Annotated in this window: 23 protein-coding genes; 10 read left to right on the top strand and 13 right to left on the bottom strand. The window is 71.0% G+C overall.

The window, feature by feature from the left end:
* Positions 1 to 38: 38 nt before the first annotated feature.
* On the bottom strand, positions 39 to 221 hold the full coding sequence (locus tag HEP81_RS17210; protein ID WP_037663410.1) for a DUF397 domain-containing protein: 183 nt from the start codon (positions 219 to 221) through the stop codon (positions 39 to 41).
* Entirely contained in the window at positions 218 to 1,051 is an 834-nt protein-coding gene (locus HEP81_RS17205) for a DUF5753 domain-containing protein (protein WP_037663412.1), read from the bottom strand. Before HEP81_RS17205 ends, HEP81_RS17210 begins: the two co-directional genes overlap by 4 nt.
* A 160-nt stretch (positions 1,052 to 1,211) precedes the next feature.
* Between HEP81_RS17205 and HEP81_RS17200 the strand changes: the two genes are divergently transcribed.
* Together HEP81_RS17200 and HEP81_RS17195 are read left to right on the top strand one after the other, a co-directional pair.
* Complete coding sequence (locus HEP81_RS17200; protein ID WP_037663415.1) at positions 1,212 to 1,661, top strand: ATP-binding protein; 450 nt, start codon at positions 1,212 to 1,214, stop codon at positions 1,659 to 1,661.
* A gap of 128 nt (positions 1,662 to 1,789) precedes the next feature.
* Positions 1,790 to 2,116: a nucleoside triphosphate pyrophosphohydrolase gene (locus HEP81_RS17195; protein ID WP_037663417.1), complete on the top strand. Its 327-nt coding sequence runs from the start codon at positions 1,790 to 1,792 to the stop codon at positions 2,114 to 2,116.
* Positions 2,117 to 2,148: 32 nt separating this feature from the next.
* On the opposite strand, the gene HEP81_RS17190 is transcribed toward HEP81_RS17195, so the two are convergent.
* From HEP81_RS17190 to HEP81_RS17180, 3 genes are all read right to left on the bottom strand, one after another.
* On the bottom strand, positions 2,149 to 2,754 hold the full coding sequence (locus HEP81_RS17190) for a methyltransferase domain-containing protein (protein WP_157854662.1): 606 nt from the start codon (positions 2,752 to 2,754) through the stop codon (positions 2,149 to 2,151).
* 307 nt (positions 2,755 to 3,061) lie between these two features.
* Positions 3,062 to 4,153: a lytic polysaccharide monooxygenase auxiliary activity family 9 protein gene (locus HEP81_RS17185; RefSeq protein WP_037663421.1), complete on the bottom strand. Its 1,092-nt coding sequence runs from the start codon at positions 4,151 to 4,153 to the stop codon at positions 3,062 to 3,064.
* Between the two features lie 229 nt (positions 4,154 to 4,382).
* Entirely contained in the window at positions 4,383 to 5,378 is a 996-nt protein-coding gene (locus tag HEP81_RS17180; RefSeq protein WP_037663423.1) for a phospholipase D-like domain-containing protein, read from the bottom strand.
* Between the two features lie 207 nt (positions 5,379 to 5,585).
* On the opposite strand from HEP81_RS17180, the gene hemB reads away from it, so the two are divergent.
* The 3 genes from hemB (at position 5,586) to HEP81_RS17165 (ending at position 8,329) form a co-directional block, all read left to right on the top strand.
* Entirely contained in the window at positions 5,586 to 6,578 is a 993-nt protein-coding gene (hemB, locus tag HEP81_RS17175) for a porphobilinogen synthase (protein WP_037663424.1), read from the top strand.
* 71 nt (positions 6,579 to 6,649) lie between these two features.
* Positions 6,650 to 7,672 carry an LLM class flavin-dependent oxidoreductase gene (locus HEP81_RS17170; RefSeq protein WP_037663425.1) on the top strand — a complete coding sequence of 341 codons (1,023 nt, stop codon included), beginning with the start codon at positions 6,650 to 6,652 and terminating at the stop codon, positions 7,670 to 7,672.
* Positions 7,673 to 7,693: 21 nt separating this feature from the next.
* Entirely contained in the window at positions 7,694 to 8,329 is a 636-nt protein-coding gene (locus HEP81_RS17165; protein ID WP_037663427.1) for an NAD(P)-dependent oxidoreductase, read from the top strand.
* A gap of 26 nt (positions 8,330 to 8,355) precedes the next feature.
* Here the strand turns inward: HEP81_RS17165 and HEP81_RS17160 are convergent, their stop codons facing one another.
* On the bottom strand, positions 8,356 to 9,123 hold the full coding sequence (locus HEP81_RS17160) for a DUF4232 domain-containing protein (protein WP_037663428.1): 768 nt from the start codon (positions 9,121 to 9,123) through the stop codon (positions 8,356 to 8,358).
* A 176-nt stretch (positions 9,124 to 9,299) separates the two neighbouring features.
* On the opposite strand from HEP81_RS17160, the gene HEP81_RS17155 reads away from it, so the two are divergent.
* Complete coding sequence (locus HEP81_RS17155; RefSeq protein WP_037663480.1) at positions 9,300 to 10,760, top strand: helix-turn-helix domain-containing protein; 1,461 nt, start codon at positions 9,300 to 9,302, stop codon at positions 10,758 to 10,760.
* Positions 10,761 to 10,787: 27 nt separating this feature from the next.
* Here the strand turns inward: HEP81_RS17155 and HEP81_RS17150 are convergent, their stop codons facing one another.
* Positions 10,788 to 11,615, bottom strand: a complete 828-nt coding sequence (locus tag HEP81_RS17150) for a DUF4253 domain-containing protein (RefSeq protein WP_037663431.1) — start codon at positions 11,613 to 11,615, stop codon at positions 10,788 to 10,790.
* Between the two features lie 306 nt (positions 11,616 to 11,921).
* Between HEP81_RS17150 and HEP81_RS17145 the strand changes: the two genes are divergently transcribed.
* On the top strand, positions 11,922 to 12,926 hold the full coding sequence (locus tag HEP81_RS17145; protein ID WP_154822746.1) for a glycoside hydrolase family 11 protein: 1,005 nt from the start codon (positions 11,922 to 11,924) through the stop codon (positions 12,924 to 12,926).
* Positions 12,927 to 12,954: 28 nt separating this feature from the next.
* Positions 12,955 to 13,932, top strand: a complete 978-nt coding sequence (locus HEP81_RS17140) for a polysaccharide deacetylase family protein (protein ID WP_154822745.1) — start codon at positions 12,955 to 12,957, stop codon at positions 13,930 to 13,932.
* A gap of 10 nt (positions 13,933 to 13,942) precedes the next feature.
* Here HEP81_RS17140 and HEP81_RS17135 read toward each other — a convergent pair whose 3' ends face one another.
* Entirely contained in the window at positions 13,943 to 14,323 is a 381-nt protein-coding gene (locus tag HEP81_RS17135) for a VOC family protein (RefSeq protein ID WP_154822744.1), read from the bottom strand.
* 82 nt (positions 14,324 to 14,405) lie between these two features.
* Between HEP81_RS17135 and HEP81_RS17130 the strand changes: the two genes are divergently transcribed.
* Positions 14,406 to 15,413: a helix-turn-helix transcriptional regulator gene (locus HEP81_RS17130; protein ID WP_051850684.1), complete on the top strand. Its 1,008-nt coding sequence runs from the start codon at positions 14,406 to 14,408 to the stop codon at positions 15,411 to 15,413.
* A 6-nt stretch (positions 15,414 to 15,419) separates the two neighbouring features.
* Here HEP81_RS17130 and argS read toward each other — a convergent pair whose 3' ends face one another.
* Entirely contained in the window at positions 15,420 to 17,201 is a 1,782-nt protein-coding gene (gene argS / locus HEP81_RS17125; protein WP_037663433.1) for an arginine--tRNA ligase, read from the bottom strand.
* A gap of 210 nt (positions 17,202 to 17,411) precedes the next feature.
* On the opposite strand from argS, the gene lysS reads away from it, so the two are divergent.
* Positions 17,412 to 19,151, top strand: a complete 1,740-nt coding sequence (gene lysS, locus HEP81_RS17120; RefSeq protein ID WP_037663435.1) for a lysine--tRNA ligase — start codon at positions 17,412 to 17,414, stop codon at positions 19,149 to 19,151.
* Between the two features lie 63 nt (positions 19,152 to 19,214).
* Here lysS and HEP81_RS17115 read toward each other — a convergent pair whose 3' ends face one another.
* From HEP81_RS17115 to HEP81_RS17100, 4 genes are all read right to left on the bottom strand, one after another.
* Positions 19,215 to 20,078, bottom strand: a complete 864-nt coding sequence (locus tag HEP81_RS17115; protein WP_037663437.1) for a MauE/DoxX family redox-associated membrane protein — start codon at positions 20,076 to 20,078, stop codon at positions 19,215 to 19,217.
* Between the two features lie 18 nt (positions 20,079 to 20,096).
* Positions 20,097 to 20,705 carry a cell wall protein gene (locus HEP81_RS17110; RefSeq protein WP_106980093.1) on the bottom strand — a complete coding sequence of 203 codons (609 nt, stop codon included), beginning with the start codon at positions 20,703 to 20,705 and terminating at the stop codon, positions 20,097 to 20,099.
* A 14-nt stretch (positions 20,706 to 20,719) separates the two neighbouring features.
* Positions 20,720 to 21,142, bottom strand: a complete 423-nt coding sequence (locus HEP81_RS17105) for an RlpA-like double-psi beta-barrel domain-containing protein (protein WP_037663441.1) — start codon at positions 21,140 to 21,142, stop codon at positions 20,720 to 20,722.
* Between the two features lie 180 nt (positions 21,143 to 21,322).
* Entirely contained in the window at positions 21,323 to 22,753 is a 1,431-nt protein-coding gene (locus tag HEP81_RS17100; protein WP_063755293.1) for a DUF2637 domain-containing protein, read from the bottom strand.
* Positions 22,754 to 22,869: the final 116 nt, after the last annotated feature.

Below are 22,869 nucleotides of genomic sequence, written 5' to 3'. Positions count from 1 at the left end.
AGCCCTTGGCTGCCGGGTGGGCGGTCGGCTTTTCGCCGTCAGTGCTTCGACGCGTACGGCAGGAAGCTCGCCCAGGTGGTGGGGGTGAGGGCGAGGCGGGGGCCGGTGGGGTTCTTGGAGTCGCGGACGAGGATGTGGTCCGGGATGGTGGCCACCTCGACGCAGGACGGGCCGTCCGACGTGCTGTAGCTGCTCTTTATCCACTCCAGCTTGGGGCTCATGTCTCTCCAAGTACTTTCTCGATCAGGGCCAGTGAATTGCGGGGCGTGAGAGCCTGGGCTCGGATGATCCCATAGCGCATGTCGAGCGCAGTGGTCTCTTTGGGATTGCAGAGGACACGGCTGACGAGCGGTGCTTCGCTGAGTCCCACGTTTGTCCCGTCCTTGAGTTTGAGCAGCCGGAACAGACCGTCGAGGCCCGAGTTCTCCTCGCTGCCCAAGGGGAGAACTTGCAGGTCGATGTTGGGCAACTCGCCTGCCTCCAAGAGTCGTTCGAGCTGTCCCCGCATGACCATCTTGCCTCCGATCAGCCGTCGTAGCGTCGACTCGCACAGCACGAAGCTGAAGAGTGGCTCGGCCGTCGCGGGGTTGATGATCTCCTGACGAGCCAGCCTCGCGGCCACTTGCCGCTCCAACTCGTCCACCGTGAACGGCGGCCGTCGAGATCCGAGGACGGCCCGCGCGTAGTCTCGGGTCTGGAGGAGCCCGTCCACAACGGAGTTGTTGTAGGAACTGATCACCACCGCCTCGGCCTCAAGACGCTTCACGTCCCGTACCTTCTTTGGGTACCGGACCTCCTCCAGATCCGTCTTCATCGCGGAGATCCTGCCCTCGGCCCGCAATGCCTCGTCCGCGGCGTCGAGATACTCGGGACGAGGAATCCGCCGCCTTCTCTCCACCGAGGAGACCAGTTCCTCCCCGTACCCGATCAGCGTGCCGAACTCGGCCTGGGTGAGGCCCGCCGCCTCGCGCCACAGCTTCAGTTGCCGGGCTACCGTGCGAATGACGGCCCCGGCCTCCTCGTCCTCCAGTTCCGCGTCCCAGTCGCTCACGTCCGCCGCCCTCCCGTCGCTTCCTGCCGGGCCCAACCACGGACGCGCGCCTTGGGTCACGCCGTACAGCCCGGACGGAACCGGACAACTCACGGACAGGCACTGGTCGCACGGGCCATCGATATTCACAGGCTACGCAGGAACGGCCACGCTGCGTGATGTGAATCAGGAAACCCAGCAGACCACGCTGGCGCAAAAGCCACCGCGCCAGTTCTCCGTACCGCTGTCGGCCACCCGCAGGGGGGCCCGCCTGGCGAGGCTCCTCGCGGTCGAGCAACTGGAGTCATGGGGAGTCCCGTTGGACCCGGCCCGGCTGATCGTGGCCGAGCTGGCGACGAACGCCGTGCTGCACGGCAGGGTCCCGGGCCGCAGCTTCCGCCTGACCCTGGCGGTACCGGCCCCGGGCGTCCTGCGCATCGAGGTCACGGACACCCGCGCGGAATCCCTCCCGGCCCGCAACCCCACCCCCTCCGAATCCGGCTACGGCCTCCTCCTGGTCGACACCCTGTCCACCCGCTGGGGCGTCCGCCAGGGCCCGGTGCCGTGCAAGACGGTGTGGGCGGAGTGCGTGTTCGCTCCGCTCGGACCAGCGTTCCACCCGTCACGGTGAGAGGTGCCGCCCGAACGGGTGGGAACCGGGGGGCGCATAGCCAGTCGTGAGGCGACTTCCCTAGGCTGCGGCGGCATGAAGGGGCGACATTCGGCGCTCGCCTCACGGACATGCGCAGGAGGGCACGGGTGAACTCCTACAGCAGGCAAGGGAAGTTGGTGCGGAACCGGATTCCGCAGATCATTCGCGACGGCGGGACCGAGCCGGTCTTCTACACCGCGGGCCGGGGCGAATACCGCAGCCGGCTGCGGGACAAGCTCGGTGAGGAGGTCGCCGAGTTCCTCGCGGCGGACGACGACGCGGCGCCGGAGGAGCTGGCGGACGTGCTGGAAGTGGTCCATGCGCTGGCCGCGGACCTGGGAGTCGGCGAGGACCAGTTGGAGAAGATCCGCGCGGCGAAGACGGCCGAGCGCGGCGACTTCTCCGACCGGATCGTCTGGACGGGCAACCGCTGACCGGAGGCCGTCCGGCCGATCTCCACGGGACCTCACGTTCCGGGCCTGGTCAGTACGGCATGGCAGACGCCGGGCAGAGGCAGCACGGGGGCCTCGGCAGCGGGAACGAGGCCGGCCCGGCGGGCGAGGGCGACGATCTCGTCCGGGGAGATGCCGCGCTGGAAGGTGCCCTTGCTCCGGCTGGACCAGAAGCCGTCGTGGTGCGGCGTCCAGCCGCCGTCCGCGGCCGCTTTGGTGATCTCCTCCGGTGACCGGGTGACCACGACGACATGTCCACCGGGGCGCGCGAAGGACGCCGCGTCTTCGAGTGCCTGGATCCGCTGCCAGGGGTCGGGCAGCACATTGAGGACGAACATCGAGGTGACAAGGTCGAAGTCGGTCCGCCGGGGACGCGGCCAGCCGAACCCCTCGTGGGGGTCGAAGCCCTCGGTGTCCAGGCCCGATGAGCGGTAGTGGGCGACGTCGGCTCCGTAGCCGCAGCCATGGTCCAGGACGCTTTTGACGTCGAGCGGACCGGTCAGGTGGCCGGTCACGGCCCGTGCGGCAGGAGAAGGGCCGCGCCGGTTCATCGCGGTCTTATGGGGCTGGTAATGCGTTCTGACCGTGGCCGTGGAGATCTTCCCGATGAGTTCGCTCATGGGGAAGAGCACGTCCTCCGGCTCCCTGCCCTGGAGGGTGACAGGCACGTCGCCGCGCGCAGGCCCGCGCGACTCTCCGCTTCAGCGTCGGCCGCACCACCACGGCCACGGAGGTCGACCAGGCCGCGCGTTTCATCGCCCGCGCCGCACACGCCCTGGCACCGACACCCACCCACGCCTGATCACCGTCCGGTGTCCGCGCGGCAGGGCCGCTCAAGCCGTAGAGAGACGGATGCCGTTGCTGTCGGCCCAGCCGGGTGGGCCGACAGCGGGGCAGCCGGGGGATGTCCGCAGGCGGCCGGATCGGTTACGGGGTCGTGCAGTTGAGCGAGCCCGATGGCAGGTTGTTGCCGGACGACGATGTCGCGGTGAAGCCGAAGGTCGTACTGCCGTCCGCCGGGATCGTGCCGTTGTAGGCGGCGTTGGCGACCGTCACCCCGCCGCCCGAGGCGGTGGAGAGGGTGCCGCTCCACACGCTGCCGATCGTCGTGCCGCTGCCCGGGGTCCAGCCGACGTGCCAGCCGTTGATCGGGGCGGTGCCGTGGTTCATCACGGTGACCGTGGCCTGGAAGCCGCCGCTCCAGGCGCTGTCCACGTTGTACGTGGCCATGCAGGAGCCGGTGCCGCCGGTGGGCGGCGGGGTCGTGCCGCCACCGCCGTCCGGGGGCGGGGTCGTACCGCCGCTGCCCCGGATGCCGGTCACCTCGCCGTTGCCGCCGTCGAAGACGATGTCGGAGCAGGAGAAGAAGTTCTCGTTGCTGTCCGAGCGCACCCACTGGATGAACATCAGCGCGTTGCCCGAACGGCCCGAGGGCAGCGCCTGGTTCCAGTAGTAGTGACCGCCGTCCGTGCCGGGCGAGCCGGACGCGGGCGGGTTGGTGACCGTGGAGGCCAGCTGGAGGTCCGACCAGGCGAGCGGGGTCGTCGGCGACCAGCCCTGCTTGGTGAAGTAGACCCGGAAGTCACCGGGGTGCTGAGCCCAGTTGCTGTACTGGAGCTGGATGGTGGAGCCCGAGGTCAGATGCGTCTTCGGCCAGTCGTCGCGGGCCAGGTTGTAGCCGCTGAAGTCGTACGGCGACTTGTTGCCCGCGCTACAGATCGTGCCGTCCGGGACATAACCCTGGCCCTTGCCGCCGGCGTTGGAGTCCAGCACCGCGAACCAGTTGTAGAGCGAGGACGACCCGCTCTGCGCGATGGCCGCCGCACAGGCCGGGTTGGTCGGGTCGACCGCGCCGCTGCTCGTGATGGCGTCCTTGTAGCAGAGGTAGGTGCGCGAGCCGGGGAACATGGCGACGCCGTGCGCCGACGCGGTCCCCGAGCCGAGGAGGATCAGCCCCAGGGCGGAGACCGTGGCGGCTAACGCGGCCAGCAGGGCCGCCGTTCTGCTGCGTCTGATCATGGGGGAGAGACCTTTCGCAGATCGACATGGACAGGCGCCTCTCAAGGAGCGAAGAAGCATGGGCATGACAGTTGCGAAATCGCGAAGCGCCGAACGGTGTGGGAGCGCTCCCACTCTCGGAGGATAGGGACGCGTAAACCATATGTAAACGGCCTGGACAAAGTGCGGCCCGGGCAGGGCGGCGGAGCCGTCCCGACCGGGCCGGGGGAACGTGATCGAGGGGGCGGGGCTACGCCGCCGTGCCGCCCGCGTAGTCGCTGCTGAACGTCGTCTCGATGGTCTGCGCCACCGGCTGGGCCACCCCCGTGCCGGTCATGATGATGCCCAACTCCCGGTTGTTGCTCAGGGAGTTGCTGCTGATGTTCATGGAACCGGCCTCCACCGCCTGGGTGGACAGGCCGTAGTCGGCGACCATGGCCTTGGCGTGGATGTAGAAGCCGTTCGGGTCGGAGTAGCCGACGACCGTGCCGCCCGCCGCCTTGACCGCGGAGACCTCGCTGGCGTAGCTCGCGGGGTCTTCGAGGACGACACGGACCTTCACGCCCGCCTTGGCGCGCGCCACGATCGCGTTGACGACCGTGCTGTCGCTGAACTCCAGCTCCTGCACGTCCAGCGTCTTGGTCGCGGCGTTGATGAAGGACACCAGCCGGCTGCGCGAGTCGGTGGGGGACCACAGCAGGTGGTCGCCGTCGGTGGGGGTGATCGCGGTGCCGGCGTAGTCGGCGTCGAACACCTTCTCGATGGCGGCGACATCGCGGCTGTCGTCGGTGAAGACGCCGTAGTCCCGGCTGGTCGTGTAGTACTGCGAGGTCAGGTTGCCGGTCAGGACGAGCGACTTGGTGCCGTCCACGGTGATCGTCTTCTGGTGGGTGTAGACGTAGGACGAGGAGGACCAGACGACGCCCACGCCCGCGTTGGTCAGCGTCGTGTACGCCGCGTTGTCCGCGCTCTTGTGCTGCCGGTCCAGGACGACCCGGACGGTGACGCCCTTCTTCTCCAGCGCGACCAGGTCGTTGACGGCCGTCGTGTCCTCCAGCTCGTACATCGTCATGTCGAGCTTGCTGGTGGCCGAGTTGATGAAGTCGTAGATCGCCGGCTGGCTGGTACCGGCTTGGGAGAAGGCGAACGCCGAGTACGTCGCCGCGTTCGCGGGGACGGCGGCGACGGCGATGGCGCTGCCGGCGGCGAGGGCGACAGCGGCGCGGGTGAGGGCCTTCCGCAGCATTGCGTGACTCCTTTTGGGAGGCAGGGGGTGTGGTGTCGGGTGCATGACACCACGCGCGTAGAACGCTGGGGAGGCGCGCGGATCCAGAGATGGCCAGGGGGGCGCAAAAACTCGGTATGGGGGTGCCGGTTTGCCCCTCAATGCCAGGCCGCGGGGCCGACAGGGCGTCGGTAAGGAAGGAGGGCGGGCGGGCGTAGCGTAGAAGGCATGACGAAGTACGGATCTTTCCCCGGTACACGTCCCCGGCGGCTGCGGACCACGCCCGTCATGCGACGGATGGTCGCCGAGACGCGTCTGCACCCCGCCGACCTGATCCTCCCCGCGTTCATCCGCGAGGGCGTGAGCGAGCCCGTGCCGATCGCCGCGATGCCCGGCGTCGTCCAGCACACCCGCGACAGCCTGAAGAAGGCCGCGGCGGAGGCCGTCGAGGCCGGGATCTCCGGGATCATGCTGTTCGGCGTGCCGGAGGACGGCAACAAGGACGCCCAGGGAACGGCCGGTACGGACCCCGAGGGGATCCTCCAGGTCGCGCTGCGCGACGTACGCGCCGAGGTCGGCGACGACCTCCTCGTCATGTCCGACCTGTGCCTGGACGAGTTCACCGACCACGGGCACTGCGGGGTGCTGGACGCCGAGGGCCGGGTCGACAACGACGCCACCCTGGAGCGGTACGCCGAGATGGCCCAGGTGCAGGCCGACGCCGGCGCTCACATCGTCGGCCCCAGCGGGATGATGGACGGCCAGATCGGCGTCATCCGTGACGCGCTCGACCAGATCGGCCGCGAGGACGTGGCGATCCTCGCCTACACCGCCAAGTACTCGTCCGCGTTCTACGGCCCGTTCCGCGAGGCCGTCGCCTCCTCGCTGCGGGGCGACCGCAAGACGTACCAGCAGGACCCCGCCAACTGGCGCGAGTCCCTGCGGGAGTTGGAGCTGGACCTCGCCGAGGGCGCGGACATGGTGATGGTCAAGCCGGCCGGGCCGTACCTCGACATCCTCGCGCGGGTCGCGGACGCGGTGGACCTGCCGGTCGCCGCGTACCAGATCTCCGGCGAGTACTCGATGATCGAGGCCGCGGCCGAGAAGGGCTGGATCGAGCGGGACCGCGCGATCTTCGAGACCCTGACGGGGATCAAGCGGGCCGGGGCGCGGAACATCCTGACGTACTGGGCGACCGAGGTGGCGCAGAAGCTGCGCTGAATCGGGCGGGTGCGGAGCGGGCCGAGCGATAGTTGAGGAATCAATTAACTCGGTCCGCTGTTCACGGCGGTATGAAACGCATCGGATTCCTCTCCTTCGGCCACTGGGCCGACAGCCCGCACTCGAAGACCCGCAGCGCCTCCGACACGCTGCTCCAGTCCATCGACCTCGCGGTGGCCGCCGAGGAGCTGGGTGCCGACGGGGCCTACTTCCGGGTGCACCACTTCGCCCGCCAGCTGGGCTCGCCCTTCCCGCTGCTCTCCGCGATCGGCGCGAGGACCTCGCGCATCGAGATCGGCACCGGCGTGATCGACATGCGCTACGAGAACCCCATGTACATGGCCGAGGACGCCGGCGCCGCCGACCTGATCTCCGGCGGCCGGCTCCAGCTCGGCGTCAGCCGCGGGTCACCGGAGCAGGTCATCGACGGCTGGCGGTACTTCGGCTACGCGCCCGGCGAGGGCGAGACCGACGCCGACATGGCCCGCAAGCACACCGAGGTGCTGCTGATGGTGCTCCAGGGCAAGGGCTTCGCCGAGCCGAACCCGCGCCCGATGTTCGCCAACCCGCCGGGACCGCTGCGCATCGAGCCGTACTCCGAGGGGCTGCGCGAGCGCATCTGGTGGGGTGCGGGCTCCAACGCCACCGCCGCCTGGGCCGCCGGGCTCGGCATGAACCTGATGAGCTCGACCGTCAAGGACGACGAGGGCGGCGCGCCCTTCCACGTACAGCAGGCGGCGCAGATCCGGGCCTTCCGCAAGGCCTGGGCCGAGGCGGGCTGGGAACGCGAGCCGCGGGTCTCCGTCTCGCGCAGCGTCTTCGCGCTCACCGATGACCGGGACCGCGCCTACTTCGGCCGCGACGGCGACAGCAGCGACAGCATCGGCTACCTCGACGCCGACACCCGGGCGATCTTCGGCCGTACGTACGCCGCCGAGCCCGACGCCCTGATCGAGCAGCTGGCCGGGGACGAGGCGATCGCCGAGGCCGACACGCTGCTGCTGACCGTGCCCAACCAGCTCGGCGTGGACTACAACAGTCACGTCCTGGAGAACATCCTCACCCATGTCGCGCCGGCGCTCGGCTGGCGCTGACCCTGACCGGCGGGAGTCGCCGTGGGCAAGATCCTGATCATCGGCGGGACCGGCTACACCGGCGCCAACGTCGCCGCCGAGGCCGTGGCCCGGGGCCACCAGGTGGCGTCGTACGCACGGTCGGCGCCGAAGTCCCCGGTCGACGGGGTGTCGTACACCCAGGGCGCGGCCGAGGACGCGGTACGGCTGGTACCCGGCCGGGACGCGGTGGTCGCGGCCCTGTCGCCGCGCGGCGACCTGGTGGGCCGGCTGCTCGGCCTGTACCAGGACATCGCCGCCGCTGCGGACGCCGCCGGCGCCCGGCTGATCGTGATCGGCGGCTTCTCCTCGCTGCGCCCGGCGCCGGGCGAGCCCCGGTTCGCCGAGGGGGACGTCCCGGAGCAGTTCCGGTCCGAGGCGCGCGAGATGGACGCGATCCGGGAATGGCTCACCACCGCCGCGCCCGGCTCGCTCGACTGGACCCTGATCTCGCCCGCGGGCGGCTACGGCGCCTGGGCCGCGGGTGAGCGGACCGGGTCGTACCGCGTCGGCGGGGAGGTCGCCCTGCTCGACGAGCAGGGCAGGTCGGAGATCTCCGGCGCCGACTTCGCGCTGGCGGTCGTCGACGAGATCGAGCGCGACGCGCATCCCCGGGCGCATATCTCCATCGCCTACTAGACCCTCACCCCACCGGGGCCTTCGGGTCACCAGCCCGCGATGTCGGACGCGTCCTGCTGCCAGTAGGTGACCTTCAGCGAGCTGTCGTAGTACACGCCCTTCGCGGGCAGGGTGACGTTCGCCGTGGCGCCGCCGTCGCTGTTCGGGGTCATGCCCTGGAAGTACACGGTCAGCTTGTGGCCGGTCTGCCCGCCGTCGCCGCTGCCGTCGGCGGCGGACAGCAGCACGCCCGCGTAGCCGGACTCGCCGGGCGCGAGGGTGGTGACCGCCTGCGGCTTGGTCGACTCGTCGGCGCCGGGCGCCCACTGCATCCCGTCGAAGCGGAGCACCGGGTAGTACGTCAGGTCGCAGTACTTCGAGCCGGTGTTCTTGACCGTGAGCATCATGTGGTTGAGCGGGCGGGACAGCACCTGCGCGGTGACCTTGGTGTTGGAGCCGTTGCACAGGACGCGGTTCTCCGGGTCCGAGGCGTTGCCCGAGCCCTTGGAACCGCGGGTGCCGCCGGAGGCGTGGGTTCCTTGGGTACCGCTGCCGCCGCCGGCGCGGTGGGCGCCGGCCGAGGTCTGCGTGCCGTGGGCGGTGGAGCCGGTCGCCCCCTGCTGCGCATTCGCGTCGGCGGAGGGCTGGTTGGCGGCGGCCGTGCCGCTCGCGCCGGCCGCCGGGGTGTGCCGGGCGGCGCCCTCGTCCTTGGTGCCCGTGCCGTTGTCGCACGCGGTGAGGGCGAGCGCGGCGAGGGCGGCGCCGGCCACGGCGAGCAGGGGGGTACGGGTGCGGAGGGTACGGCGGTTGCGCATGGCGCTTCTCGCTTCCGGGTCGTGGAGTGCTTGGATGTCCACAGCCTGCGGGCCGTTTTGTCCCGCCCGCCAGCCCCGGCGGCCGATCCGGGACGCTGGAACGGCCACATAGGTGTTGACCTGCAAGAACGTCCCTTCCCTGGAACGGGGGAATGGGACAGGGGAGGGGACGGATCGTGTCGGAAAGCACCGGGGGGACCGGGTTCGCCGAGCGGCTGCGGGAGTTGAAGGACCGCTCAGGGCACAGCTACGGCATGCTCGCCAAGCGGCTCCACATGAGCACGTCGACGCTGCACCGCTACTGCAACGGGGAGGCCGTACCGACGGACTACGCCCCGGTGGAGCGGATGGCGCGGCTCTGCGGGGCGTCGCCGGAGGAACTCGTGGCGCTGCACCGGAGTTGGGTGCTGGCGGACGCGGGGCGGGGGAAGAAGGCGGCCGAGGGAGTCGCACCGGGGGCGGTCGGGGAGGTCGTGGGGGAGGCGGTGACGGGGGAGGCGTCCGCGTCCCCGTCCGCCCCCGCGTCGGCAACGGCTCCGGGACCGGCATCGGGGCCGGCTCCGGAACCGGCATCTGCTGCGGCACCGGACCCGGCGCCCGTGCCTGAGCCGACCCCGGACGCGGACCTGGAACCGCACCCGGCATCAACCCCGGCTCCGGAAGCCGCCGTTCCCGGGTCCCGCTCCCGCACCAGCCTCCGCGCAGGCGGCCGCCCCCGCACCGGCGCCCGATCCCGTCGTCCCGTCCTCATCGCCGCCGTCACCGGAGCCGCCGTACTCGGCGCCGTGGCCCTCGCGTTCGGGCTGCCCGACAGCGGGCGCCCCGAGCAGGGCGCGGCGCCCGCCGGAGCCACCGCCGCCGCCCAGGACCGCGCGCCCGCGACCGGCACCGCGTCCCGGGGCAGCGGCTCGCCCTCCCCGTCGGGCTCCTCCCGGCACCCCTCGCCCTCCGCCGACCGGGGGAGCAGCGCGGGACCGGACGCCGCCACGAGCGGACCGGCGGGCGGGGCGACCGCGGACGACAAGGAGTCCACGGCCGTCCCCCTCGCGATCACCACCCACCCGTACTCCTGGGAGAGCCCCTGCTCCCAGCACTATCTGATCGACCGCCCGCCCACGGCCGTGTCCCCGCCGCCCGTCGAGAACGACGCGCCCGCGTGGGTGGCCGTGCACCAGGCCGTCTCGGCGGGCGAGCAGTTCGTCACGCTCACCGTGCAGGGCAGCGGCAAGCAGACCGTGGTGCTGGAGGGGATGTCGGTACGGATGGCGGGCAAGCGCGCGCCGCTCGCCTGGAACGACTACGCCATGGGCTACCCCGGCGTGGGCTGCGGCGGCGGGGTGCCCACCCACTCCTTCACCGTCGCCCTGGACGCCGTACGGCCGGCTGTCCAGCCGGTGGCCGGACAGCGCGGATTCCCCCTCAGTGTGAGCGAGTCGGACCCCGAGGTCTTCTACGTCACGGCGAACGCCTCGGCGTACGACGTCAGTTGGTACCTGGAGCTGTCCTGGTCCAGCGGTGGCCGGCACGGCACCCTGGAGATCGGTGACAAGGGCCGGCCCTTCCGCACCAGCGGCAGCAACGGGCGCCCCGCCTACGCCTTCCCGCTGGGCGGCGAGAAGTGGGCGCCCGCGCAGTAGCTTCCGGCGGCCGTCGTCACCGGCGGGTCAGTCCCACCAGAAGAACCAGGTGGTCTCGCCGACCAGTTCCTTCGCATAGGCGCGGAGGGTGTCCGCGCCCTGCGTGATGTTGTCCGGGCAGAACGCGAAGTGCTCCGCCGCCACCGCCTCGGCCTCGGCCAGATCGGTCGGCGGGGCGGCCACGGACAGCAGCAGGGCGTCGAAGCCGAGCGCGACGACCCGTATGCCGAAGCGGTCCTCCCAGGAGCGCAGGACCGCGCACAGCCGGGCCACGTCGTTCTCGTGGTTCAGCGGGCCGCTCCAGCCGATCGCGGCCGGGATGTCGGCGGAGCGGCGGGCGGGGACGAGGGCGAGATGCGGGGCGGGGAAGACGGACTGGCCCTGGTCGGCGGTCAGTTCGTCGGCGGTGTGCGCGGCGCGGGTGCCCGGGTCGGCGCTGAGCTTCTTGGGTGGGGCGAGTCCGGGCCACTGCGGCCCGAACGGATCGACGAGGTCACCGAGTTCGTCGTCGGGGCCGGGCTCCTCGTCACCCTCCCAGTACTCGGCGAGGACGTCTTCCGGATCGTGGTCCCCGGGGTAGGAGACGTCGTCCGGCATCAAGTCCCATTCGTCCGGCCCGCCTTGAGGGCCGCCAGTCTCCACCAGCACCGGCAGCAGCCCGGCGCGCGCGGCCGGGGCGCCGAGGGCGGTCCAGGTGCCGGGGCCGGCCGGTTTGTCCGCGAGCCAGAGCAGCGGCTCGTGATGCGGGCCGTTCTCGGTCGTGTCGAGCAGCCTGCCGGGCGGCAGTTGGAGCCCCAGGCTGCGGCCGCTGGGGTCGGTGGCCAGCCGGGGCAGCGGGTTGGGAAGAGTCGCCATGAGAGTGACTGTAGGGGGAGGGTCTGACAATGACCCCCCATGGGCTCCGAAACTTTCGAAAGGGTCGCACCCCTTCTCGATCTTGCTCTCTCCGCCGTCTCGGAGAAGTCTGTGACGTTCGTGCGAGATGGCCCTTCACCAGCCAAAACCCTTTAGCATATGGGGCTTTGATGACTCGAATGTTTCGAAATTACTACCGAAACCATTGACTGTCCTTGTGTACGCCTCAACACTGAGGCACCGTCGCGCAGCGCGTCGCTCCACCCTCATCCGGCTCCATCAGATCCATGAGGAGGAAGCACGTCCATGAAGATCCGCAGCCGAAGAGAACGCCGCCCCCGGGGCCCTCTCACCTCGCTCTTCCGAGGTGTCTGCGCCGTCGTCCTGCTCGCTGTCGGGGCGCTGACCCTGCCCGGCGCCGGGATCGCCGGCGCCGACACGGTCATCACCTCGAACCAGACCGGTACCGACAACGGGTACTACTACTCGTTCTGGACCGACGGCGGTGGCACCGTCTCAATGAACCTGGGGTCCGCGGGCAACTACAGCACCAACTGGAGCAACGCCGGCAACTTCGTGGCCGGCAAGGGCTGGAGCAACGGTGGTCGCCGCAGTGTGACCTACTCCGGCACCTTCAACCCGTCCGGCAACGTGTATCTGTCGCTGTACGGCTGGACCTCGAACCCGCTCGTCGAGTACTACATCGTCGACAACTGGGGCAGCTACCGGCCCACCGGCACCTTCAAGGGCACGGTCACCAGTGACGGCGGGACGTACGACATCTACGAGACGACCCGGACCAACGCCCCGTCGGTGGAGGGCACCAAGACCTTCAACCAGTACTGGAGCGTGCGGCAGTCCAAGCGGACCGGCGGCACCATCACCACCGGCAACCACTTCGACGCCTGGGCCAGCCATGGGATGAACCTGGGCAGCTTCAACTACTACATGATCATGGCGACCGAGGGCTACCAGAGCAGCGGCAGCTCCAACATCACCGTGGACAGCTCCGGTTCGGGCGGTGGCACGGGTGGCGGTGGTACCGGCGGCTGCACGGCGACCGTGACCGCGGGCCAGTCCTGGGACGACCGGTACAACCTGAACGTCTCGGTGAGCGGGGCGAACAACTGGACGGTGACCGCGAACGTCCCGGCCCCGGAGAAGGTCCTGTCGACCTGGAACGTGGCCGCGAGTTATCCCAGTGCCCAGGTGCTGACCGCCAAGTCCAACGGCAGCGGCAACAGCTGGGGTCTGACGGTGCAGAAGAACGGCTCCACCACCTGGCCGACGTTCAGCTGTGCGGCCAACTGAGGCCGGACCCACAAGGAGGAGCACGCGCATGCGCACCGCCAGACTCGCCGTCGCCGTCGCGGCCGCCCTCGCGGCGGCCACGGCCGGCACCCTGACCGTCGGCGCCGCCCCCGCACGGGCCGCCACCTGCAACGGGTACGTCGGACTGACCTTCGACGACGGCCCGTCCAACGACCACACCCCGGCCGTCCTCAACGCCCTGAGGCAGAACGGGCTGCGGGCCACCATGTTCAACGAGGGACAGTACGCGGCGGCGTACCCGGCCCAGGTCAAGGCCGAGATCGACGCCGGGATGTGGGTGGGCAACCACAGCTACACCCACCCGCACCTGACCCAGCTGAGCCAGGCCCAGATCGACTCGGAGGTCTCCCGCACCCAGCAGGCCGTCGCGAGCGCCGGCGGCGGGACGCCGAAGCTGTTCCGGCCGCCGTACGGGGAGACCGACGCGACGCTGAAGGGCGTCGAGGCCAAGTACGGCCTGACCGAGGTGATCTGGGACATCGACTCGGGGGACTGGAACGGCGCCAGTACCGACGCCATCGTCCAGGCCGTCTCCCGGCTCGGCAACGGCCAGGTCATCCTCATGCACGAATGGCCCGCCAACAGCCTGGCCGCCATCCCGCTGATCGCCCAGAACCTGGCGAGCCGCGGAATGTGCCCCGGGATGATCTCCCCCCAGACCGGCCGCGCCGTCGCACCCGACGGAAGCGGTGGCGGCGGTGGCGGCGGTGGTGGCACCGGCGGCTGTACGACGACCGTGACCGCGGGGCAGGTGTGGGACGACCGGTACAACCTGAACGTCTCGGTGAGCGGGGCGAACAACTGGACGGTGACAGCGAACGTCCCGGCCCCGGAGAAGGTCCTGTCGACCTGGAACGTGGCCGCGAGTTATCCCAGTGCCCAGGTGCTGACCGCCAAGTCCAACGGCAGCGGCAACAGCTGGGGTCTCACGGTGCAGAAGAACGGCTCCACCACCTGGCCGACGTTCACCTGCACGGCCAACTGAGGCCGAAGCCCTAGGCCAGCGTCGTGATGCAGAACGGGTGTCCGGCCGGGTCGAGGAGCACCGTCCAGCGCTTCTCGCCCGGCTGGAACTCCGGCTTGGTGGCGCCCAGTTCGAGGCTCCGCCGCTCGGCCTCCGCCAGGTCGTCCACGCCCAGCTCGATATGGGCCTGCTTGCCCTGGGCGGGGTCCGGCCAGGTGGGCGGGCGGTAGTCGGCGACACGGGTGAAGCCGAGGCCGGGGGTGCCCTCGGTGCCGAGCAGGACGAAGTCGTCGGTGGCGAAGAGGGTGCGGTAGCCGAGCAGCTCGCCGTAGAAGCGGGCGAGTCCTGCGGGGTCGGCGCAGTCGAAGGTGACGGCGGCGTAGCGGATCGCGGGAGTGGTCTCCGTAGTCATGAGGGGAACGGTACGACGTGACCAGGACAGGTACGGTCCTGGTTGTGCCGCCGTTGTCCGAGACTCCCCCCGGGAAACCCCCGTGCTAGCCACCTCCGCCCGGCTGCTGGGCCTGCTGAACCTCCTCTCCTCCCGTCCCTCGTGGACCTGCGCCGAACTGGCCCGGTCCCTGAAGGTCACCGACCGCACGGTCCGCCGGGACATCGCCCGCCTGCGCGAACTCGGCTACTCCGTCGACTCCGAGGCCGGCCCCTGGGGCGGCTACCGGCTGCGCGCCGGCTCCCGGGTGCCCCCGCTGATCCTGGACGACGAGGAGGCGCTGGCCGTCGCTGTCGGCCTCGGCGAGGCGGCCCTGAACCGCGCCCTGGGCAGCGACCAGGCCGCGCTCTCCGCCCTGCTGAAACTCCGCCAGGTGCTGCCGCGCCGGATCGCGGACCGCCTGGGCGAACTGGACGACGCCCTCGTCCTGCTCCCCGGCGCGCGCGGCTCGGGGGTCAGCCCCGCGCTGCTGCTGGAGCTGGCGGCCGTGTGCCGGAGAGCGGAGCGGGCCCGGCTGGCGTACACGGACGCGGAGGGCCGGGCCACGGTCCGGGACATCGACCCGTACCGGCTGGTCCACACGGGCAGGCTCTGGTACCTGGTCGCCCGGGACGTGGCCCGCGGCCAGTGGCGCACCTTCCGCGCGGACCGCGTCGACCGCCTCCAGCCCACCGGCCGGCCCGCCGACCTCAGCGACCCCCCGGACCCGGCCCACCTGGTCTCCCGGAACATCGCGAACGGCCCCTACCCCCTGTCCGCCACCGTCCGCCTCCCCCTCCCCCTCGACCAGGCCCTCCGGCTCGTCCCCGCGACCATCGGCACCCACCGCCCGGACGGCCCCGACGCGACCCTGGTCGACATCGGGGGCGTCGACGCGGACGGCCTGGCCCGCTATCTGCTCGGGCTGGGGACACCGCTGCGGGTGCTGGCACCGGACGAGGTGCGGGAGGCCCTGGTACGGCGGGTGCGGGAACTGGCGCAACAGAACGCCGGCGGCTCCGGTGCGGAGGCCGCCGGCGAACCGGTCACCAAGGCCCACCCGGGGCCCTGATCGGGGTCAGAGCTTGTCCGGGGTCCTGATGCCCAGCAGGGACATGCCCCGGTGGAGGGTGCGGGCAGTGAGGTCGACCAGGAAGAGGCGGTTCTCGATCTGGGCGGGGGACTCGGCCTTCAGGACCGGGCACTGGTCGTAGAAGGTCGTCAGGTGCGAGGCCAGCTGGTACAGGTAGGCGGCCAGCTTGTGCGGCTCGTAGGAGGCGGCCACCTCCAGGACCGTCTCGGCGAACTGGTCCAGGTGCAGGCCAAGGGCGCGCTCCGCCGGGGCCAGTTCCAGCTCCGGGTGGGCGGTGGGGCGGGCCTCGCCGGCCTTGCGGAGGATGGACTGGATACGGGCGTAGGCGTACTGGAGGTAGACGGAGGTGTCGCCGTTCAGCGAGACCATCTGGTCCAGGTCGAACTTGTAGTCCCGCACCGCCGAGGTGGACAGGTCGGCGTACTTGACCGCGCCGATACCCACGTACCGGCCGTTCTCCTCGATCTCCTGCTCGGTCAGGCCCACCTTCTCGGCCTTGTCGCGGACCACGGCCGTCGCCCGGTCGACCGCCTCGTCCAGCAGGTCCTGGAGCTTGACCGTCTCGCCCGCACGGGTCTTGAACGGCTTGCCGTCCTTGCCCAGCACGGTGCCGAAGGCCAGCTGGACGGCCGTCACGTCGTCGTTCAGCCAGCCGGCGCGGCGGGCCGTCTCGAAGACCATGCGGAAGTGCAGGGCCTGGCGGGCGTCCACCACGTACAGCAGCGTGCTCGCCTTGAGGTTGAAGACGCGGTCGCGGATGGCGGAGAGGTCGGTGGCCGCGTAGCCGTAGCCGCCGTCGGACTTCTGGACGATCAGCGGGACCGGGTTGCCGTCCGGGCCCAAGATGTCGTCGAAGAAGACGCAGAGCGCGCCCTCGGAGCGGACCGCGACACCGGACTCCTCCAGGAGGCGGCAGGTCTCGGCCAGCATGTCGTTGTACCCGGACTCGCCGACGATGTCGGGGTCGCGGACCTCCATGTCCAGCTTCTCGAAGACGGAGAAGAAGTAGATCTTCGACTCGTCCACGAACTTCTGCCAGACGGCGAGCGTGTGCGGGTCGCCGGCCTGGAGGTCGACCACCCGGCGGCGGGCGCGGGTCTTGAACTCCTCGTCGGAGTCGAAGAGCTTGCGCGCCGTCTTGTAGAGGCGGTCCAGGTTGGACATCGCCTCCTCGCCGGAGGCCGCGGTGTCCTCGGTGGACGTCTTGTGGTCCAGCTCGTGCGGGTGCTCGTCCAGATACTGGATGAGCATGCCGAACTGGGTGCCCCAGTCGCCGATGTGGTGGCGGCGGACCACGGTCTCGCCGGTGAACTCCAGCAGCTGGACGACCGAGTCGCCGATCACCGCGGAGCGCAGATGGCCGACGTGCATCTCCTTGGCCACGTTCGGCTGGGCGTAGTCGATCACCGTGGTGCCCGGGTGCGCGGCGAACGGCACTCCGAGGCGGCCGGTCTCGTCCGCGTACCGCGCGGCGAGGTTGTCGGTGATCGCCCGGTCGGAGACGGTGATGTTCAGGAAGCCGGGGCCGGAGACCTCGATGTCCTGGATCACCGCGCCGGTGGCCACCTGGGAGACGACCCGCGTGGCCAGCTCCCGCGGGTTCGCCTTCGCCTTCTTGGCGAGGGCCAGGATCCCGTTGGCCTGGTAGTCGGCCCGGTCGCTTCGTCGCAGCAGCGGGTCCGCGCCGGCGGCCTCCGGCAGGGTGGCCGAGAGGGCGGACGCGAGCTGCTGCTGGACGGAGTCGCTGAGGGACGTGACCGAGGCCATAGGTGAGGTGCCGTTCTCCTCGTGGGGATGGATCGTCACGCCCAGTATCCCACGCGGCCCCAAGCGGATTTTCCGGTCCGCGGGTGAACGCGCGTGCTGGGAAGCGCGTCCCACGCGTTGAAAAGGCGTTTTCGCGGAAGTGGTCCCGCCTGGGACAATGGAGCGGTCAGCCGTGCGACCGTCACGGCTGCCCGATGGAGAAAGAAGGACGTGCCGATCGTGGCTCAGAGCACCGAGACCACCGACTGGGTCTCCCGTTTCGCGGATGAGGTCATCGAGGAGTCGGAGCGCCGGGCCCCGGGCAAACCGGTCGTCGTCGCGTCCGGCCTCTCCCCGTCGGGCCCCATCCACCTCGGCAACCTGCGCGAGGTCATGACCCCGCACCTGGTCGCCGACGAGATCCGCCGCCGCGGGCACCAGGTCCGGCACCTGATCTCCTGGGACGACTACGACCGCTACCGCAAGGTCCCCGCGGGCATCGCGGGCGTGGACGAGTCCTGGGCCGAGCACATCGGCAAGCCGCTGACCTCGGTGCCGGCCCCGAAGGGCTCGTCGTACCCGAACTGGGCGGAGCACTTCAAGGCCGCGATGGTCGAGTCGCTGGCCGAGATGGGCGTCGAGTTCGACGGCATCAGCCAGACCGCGCAGTACACCTCGGGCGTCTACCGCGAGCAGATCCTGCACGCGATGAAGCACCGCGGCGACATCGACGCGATCCTCGCCCAGTACCGCACCAAGCCCAAGGTCAAGAAGCAGCAGCAGAAGGCTGTGGACGAGGCCGAGCTGGAGGCCGAGGAGGGCTCCGGCGCGGCCGCCGAGGACGACGGCTCCGCGGGCGGCGGCGGGTACTTCCCGTACAAGCCGTACTGCGGCGGCTGCGGCAAGGACCTGACGACGGTCACCTCGTACGACGACGACACCACCGAGCTGTCGTACGTCTGCAAGGAGTGCGGCTTCACCGAGACCGTGCGGCTGAGCGAGTTCAACCGCGGCAAGCTGGTCTGGAAGGTCGACTGGCCGATGCGCTGGGCCTACGAGGGCGTGATCTTCGAGCCGAGCGGTGTCGACCACTCGTCCCCGGGCTCGTCCTTCCAGGTCGGCGGCCAGATCGTCGGCATCTTCGGCGGTGCCCAGCCCATCGGCCCGATGTACGCGTTCGTCGGCATCTCCGGCATGGCCAAGATGTCCTCCTCGCGCGGTGGCGTGCCCACCCCGGGCGACGCGCTGAAGATCATGGAGCCGCAGCTGCTGCGCTGGCTGTACGCCCGCCGCCGGCCCAACCAGTCCTTCAAGATCGCCTTCGACCAGGAGATCCAGCGGCTCTACGACGAGTGGGACAAGCTCGCCGCCAAGGTGGCCGACGGTTCCGCGCTGCCGGGTGACGTGGCCGCGTACACCCGCGCGGTCGGCACCGCCGCCGCCGAGCTGCCGAAGACCCCGCGCCCGCTGCCGTACCGCACGCTGGCGTCCGTCGCCGACATCACGGCCGGGCACGAGGACCAGGCCCTGCGGATCCTCTCCGAGCTGGACCCGGAGCGCCCGCTGTCCTCGCTGGCGGAGGCCCGGCCGCGCTATGACAAGGCCGAGGCCTGGATCAATACGCATGTGCCCGCCGACCAGCGGACCATCGTGCGCGAGGAGCCGGACGCCGAGCTGCTGAAGTCGCTGGACGAGGCGTCCCAGCGGTCGCTGCGGCTGCTGCTCGACGGCCTGGCCCAGCACTGGTCGCTGGACGGCCTGACGCACCTCGTCTACGGCGTGCCGAAGGTGCAGGCCGGGTTCTCGGCGGACGCCACGCCCAAGGAGCTGCCGCCGGAGATCAAGACCGCCCAGCGGACGTTCTTCGCGCTGCTCTACCAGCTGCTGGTGGGCCGCGACACCGGTCCCCGGCTGCCCACGCTGCTGCTCGCGGTGGGCCAGGAGCGGGTGCGGGCGCTGCTCGGGCAGTGACGTAGGCACCACAGGACAGGGGCCCTCCAGCCGGAGGGCCCCTGTTTTTTGTGCCTCTCCCCGTCAGGCGAGCAGGTCCACCGGGACCGGTTCGTCGGTCCGGTCGTCGATCAGGGTGACCCGGACCGCCGGTCGGTCGGTGGTGTCCTTCGTCGCGCGCGGGTCCAGCGCGAACAGCACGGTGACCGGGCGGGCCGTGTCGTCGGGGTCGTGCACCCCCGCGAACTGGAGGAAGCGCCAGCCGTCGGCCTCCCAGTGGTCGATCAGCCCGGAGCGGACGACGGGCGCGGCGGCGACCCAGGCCAGCGAGCGCTCCAGCAGTTCGACGGAGGCGGCCACCGGCACCTCCTCGTCCGGGCCGGCGCCGAGCGGATGGCCGAGGATCCGCAGCCGGGTCCTGCGCAGCGGGACCAGCCACAGCTGGTCCAGGTCGCTGGAGAACGCGGCCAGCACGGCCGTGGTGACGAGGAGGAAGGCGAGCGATGCCACCGGGTGCCGGGCGGCCTGGGTCCACCAGGCGGTCCTGGCCCCGGCGGCCGCGGCGCCGCCCACCACGACCAGGCCCGCGCGGACGAACGCCCGCCAGGTGATCGGGCCGTCGCTGCGGGCGGTGCAGCCGCAGGACGACTCCGGGGCGGTGGCGCGGGCGTACCCGAGGTAGCCGAGGAAGCCGAGGCCGAGGGCGGCGGCGGCGATCCCGGGGACGACGGTGGTCGGCGCGGCCAACAGGCCCGCGGCCACGACGAGTTCCACCGCGCCGGTGGCCCGCAGGACCCGGGTGGCGCGGCGGCCGTCGTTCAGGACGCGGACCAGGACGGTGCCGGCCGCCTGCCCGGCGGCCTGCCTTCCGAACGCCTTGCCCGCGCCGGTGGCGGCGAGCAGGACGCCGAGCAGCAGGGTCGCGAGGTTCGTGGTGAGCGATGCCATCGGAAGATTCCCCTCGGCTCAGTGCCCGACGCTGATGCGGGCGATGTCCACGCTGTCGTCCGCGGGCCGCCAGGCGCCGAGCACCTGGGCGTGGTGCCCGATCTTGAGCTGGGAGAGGTTGGAGGTGAGGGCGCCGCCGCGGAAGGAGGCGGTGGTGCGCTTCGCCACGATGTGGCCGACCAGGGCGTTGCGGCCGTGGCTCAGATGCAGCCGGGAGCGCTCGATGCCGCGGACGGTGACATAGAGGTTGACGATGTTCACCCAGACCGCGTCGGCGGCCACGCTGCCGTCGGGCATCTCGACGCCCCGCGCGTACAGGCCGTCGCCGGTCTCGATGGCCTCGGCGGTGACGGTCTCCAGCTTCCAGATGCTGGTGGCGTTGGTGAGCTGGATGAGCCTGTGGGTGCCGTCGGACTCGACGACGTCGAGGGTGCTGCCCTTGATCTGGCTGACCCGGCCGTCGATGAACGACGACCGGGAGGCCGCCGGGTCCAGGGAGGGCATGGGGGCGGCGAAGGCGGCGTCCGCGTCCAGGCCGCCGAGTGCGGAGGCGCCCACGATGGTGGCGCCGCCGAGGGCGGCGCTGGTCAGGAGGGAGCGGCGGTCGATGCCGTGGCGTCCGGTCATGGTGGTGGTCCTCCTCACTCGTAGATGTAGACGGGAAGCAGGCCGGAGCTGAGGCTGCCGATGGCCGAGAAGGCCGCGGGGGTCAGGTCGATGACCCGGTGGGTGCGGCAGGAGCCGTTGCAGCAGGTCTGCTCGCTGCACCACATCTGGGTGTTGGGGCCGCAGTCGGCGAGGGTGACGCAGACGGCGGCGCCGGAGCACTGGTGCTTGACGTTCACGACCGAACCGCAGCCGCGTCTGGGCATGTTCTCGCCGCAGGCCGCCGGGTTGGTGACGTTCCAGCAGGCCGCCGTGAGGTTGGGCCAGGCGGCCATGTTCTTTCCGGACTGGCAGGTGCCGCAGGCGCCGGTGCCGGTGCTGCCGCAGGGGCCCCAGGAACTGCCGCAGCAGAACCAGGAGGTCTCTCCCGCCCACAGGCTGGTGGATCCGCAAGCCATTGCTGTTTCCCTTCGTCGAACGGTTCGAATTGACCGGTGCATGACAAAAGAGAGGCGAAAGTACGGTGCGGGATGGTGCGTTGGCGCAAGCCATGATGCTCGTTGCTACGCGCGTTGGCCAGGGGGTGTACCCGGCCGGGAGTGTTTCGTGGGCCGCTCCGGGGAACGGCCCACGAGGCGTCAGGCGATGTGGTCCTCCTCCAGCTCCGCCGAGTGGCGCTGCTGGAAGCGGGCGGCGAGGGACTTCAGCTCGGCCGGGCTGAGCTGGGTGCCGTACGTCGCCTGGATGTTCTCGCCCAGGATGTGGGCGGTGGGGTAACTGCCGTCTATCGACTGCCGGAACACCTGGTAGAAGGCGTCCTCGTCCGGTTCGGTGGCGGGGAGGCCGCCGCCCTCGCCCAACTCGCGGGTGCGGTTGGGGCCGACCGGGATGGGGAAGCTGCCGGTCTCCTCGGGGGAGGGCTGCTGGAACCGCTCCGGGGGCTGGCCCTCGTACCAGTCCTCGTACTGCTCCTCCGGGTAGTACTGCGGGTCCGGGGGCGGCTCGAAGGAGGGGTCGTACCCGCCGTGGTACTCGACCTCCCGAGGCGACTGGAACCAGGGGCTCTGCTCGTCCTGCGGGGGGCTTTGGGGGTGCTGGGGGCCCTGGAGGCCCTGAGCGTTCCGCGTGGGGTGGGGGGTGGGCGCGGACGCTTGTACGGCGGCCGGGGCACCCGGGGCGGTGGCGGGGCCGGGGGCGGTGGCCTGCGTGGCCGGGGCCGTCGCGGTGGCCTGGTTCGCGCCAGCGACCGCACCGGGTGCGGCCGGGTCCGTGGCGACGGCGGTGGCGGTGGCCGGTGCCGCGGTGGCCGCGTCCGCCCCCGGTATCGCGTCCGCCGCCGGTATCGCGTCCGTCCCCGCCGTGAGTTCGGGCGTCGCCGAGAGGGATACCGGCGGCAGCAGCACCGGCTCGATGCCCGCCGCCAGCAAACCCGAGGGGGCCGTCTTCGCGAGCGGGACGCCGTAGCGCGCAAGGCGCAGCGGCATCAGGGACTCCACCGGGGCCTTGCGGCGCCAGGCGCGCCCGAAGCGGGAGCGCAGCCGGGCCTGGTAGACGAGGCGCTCCTGCTCCAGCTTGATGACCTGCTCGTAGGAGCGCAGCTCCCAGAGCTTCATCCGGCGCCAGAGCAGGAACGTGGGCAGCGGGGAGAGCAGCCAGCGGGTGAGCCGGACGCCCTCCATGTGCTTGTCGGCCGTGATGTCCGCGATCCGGCCGACGGCGTGCCGGGCGGCCTCGACGGCGACGACGAACAGGATCGGGATCACCGCGTGCATGCCGACGCCGAGCGGGTCGGGCCAGGCGGTGGCGCCGTTGAAGGCGATCGTCGCCGCCGTCAGCAGCCAGGCGGTCTGGCGCAGCAGCGGGAAGGGGATGCGGATCCAGGTCAGCAGCAGATCCAGGGCCAGCAGGACGCAGATACCCGCGTCGATGCCGACCGGGAACACATAGGCGAAGTTCCCGAAGCCCTTCTTCAGGGCCAGCTCACGGACGGCCGCGTAGGAACCGGCGAAGCCGATCCCCGCGATGATCAGGGCGCCGCCCACGACCATGCCGATGAGTATCCGGTGCATCCGAGTCAGCTGCGGTGGCGCGGCCACTCGTACTCCCCTCCCGTTGCCTGTTGTTGCGCGCAACAGGGTGGCACACGTGTGCGGCGCACGTGGTGCCGGTCAGACGTAAGCCCGTT

Origin of the sequence: Streptomyces griseofuscus (assembly GCF_014673495.1) — a bacterium.
In the GTDB taxonomy this organism is placed as follows: Bacteria; Actinomycetota; Actinomycetes; order Streptomycetales; family Streptomycetaceae; genus Streptomyces; species Streptomyces murinus.
Note: the sequence above shows the minus strand (reverse complement) of the source record. Positions and strands in the feature narration are given on the sequence as shown.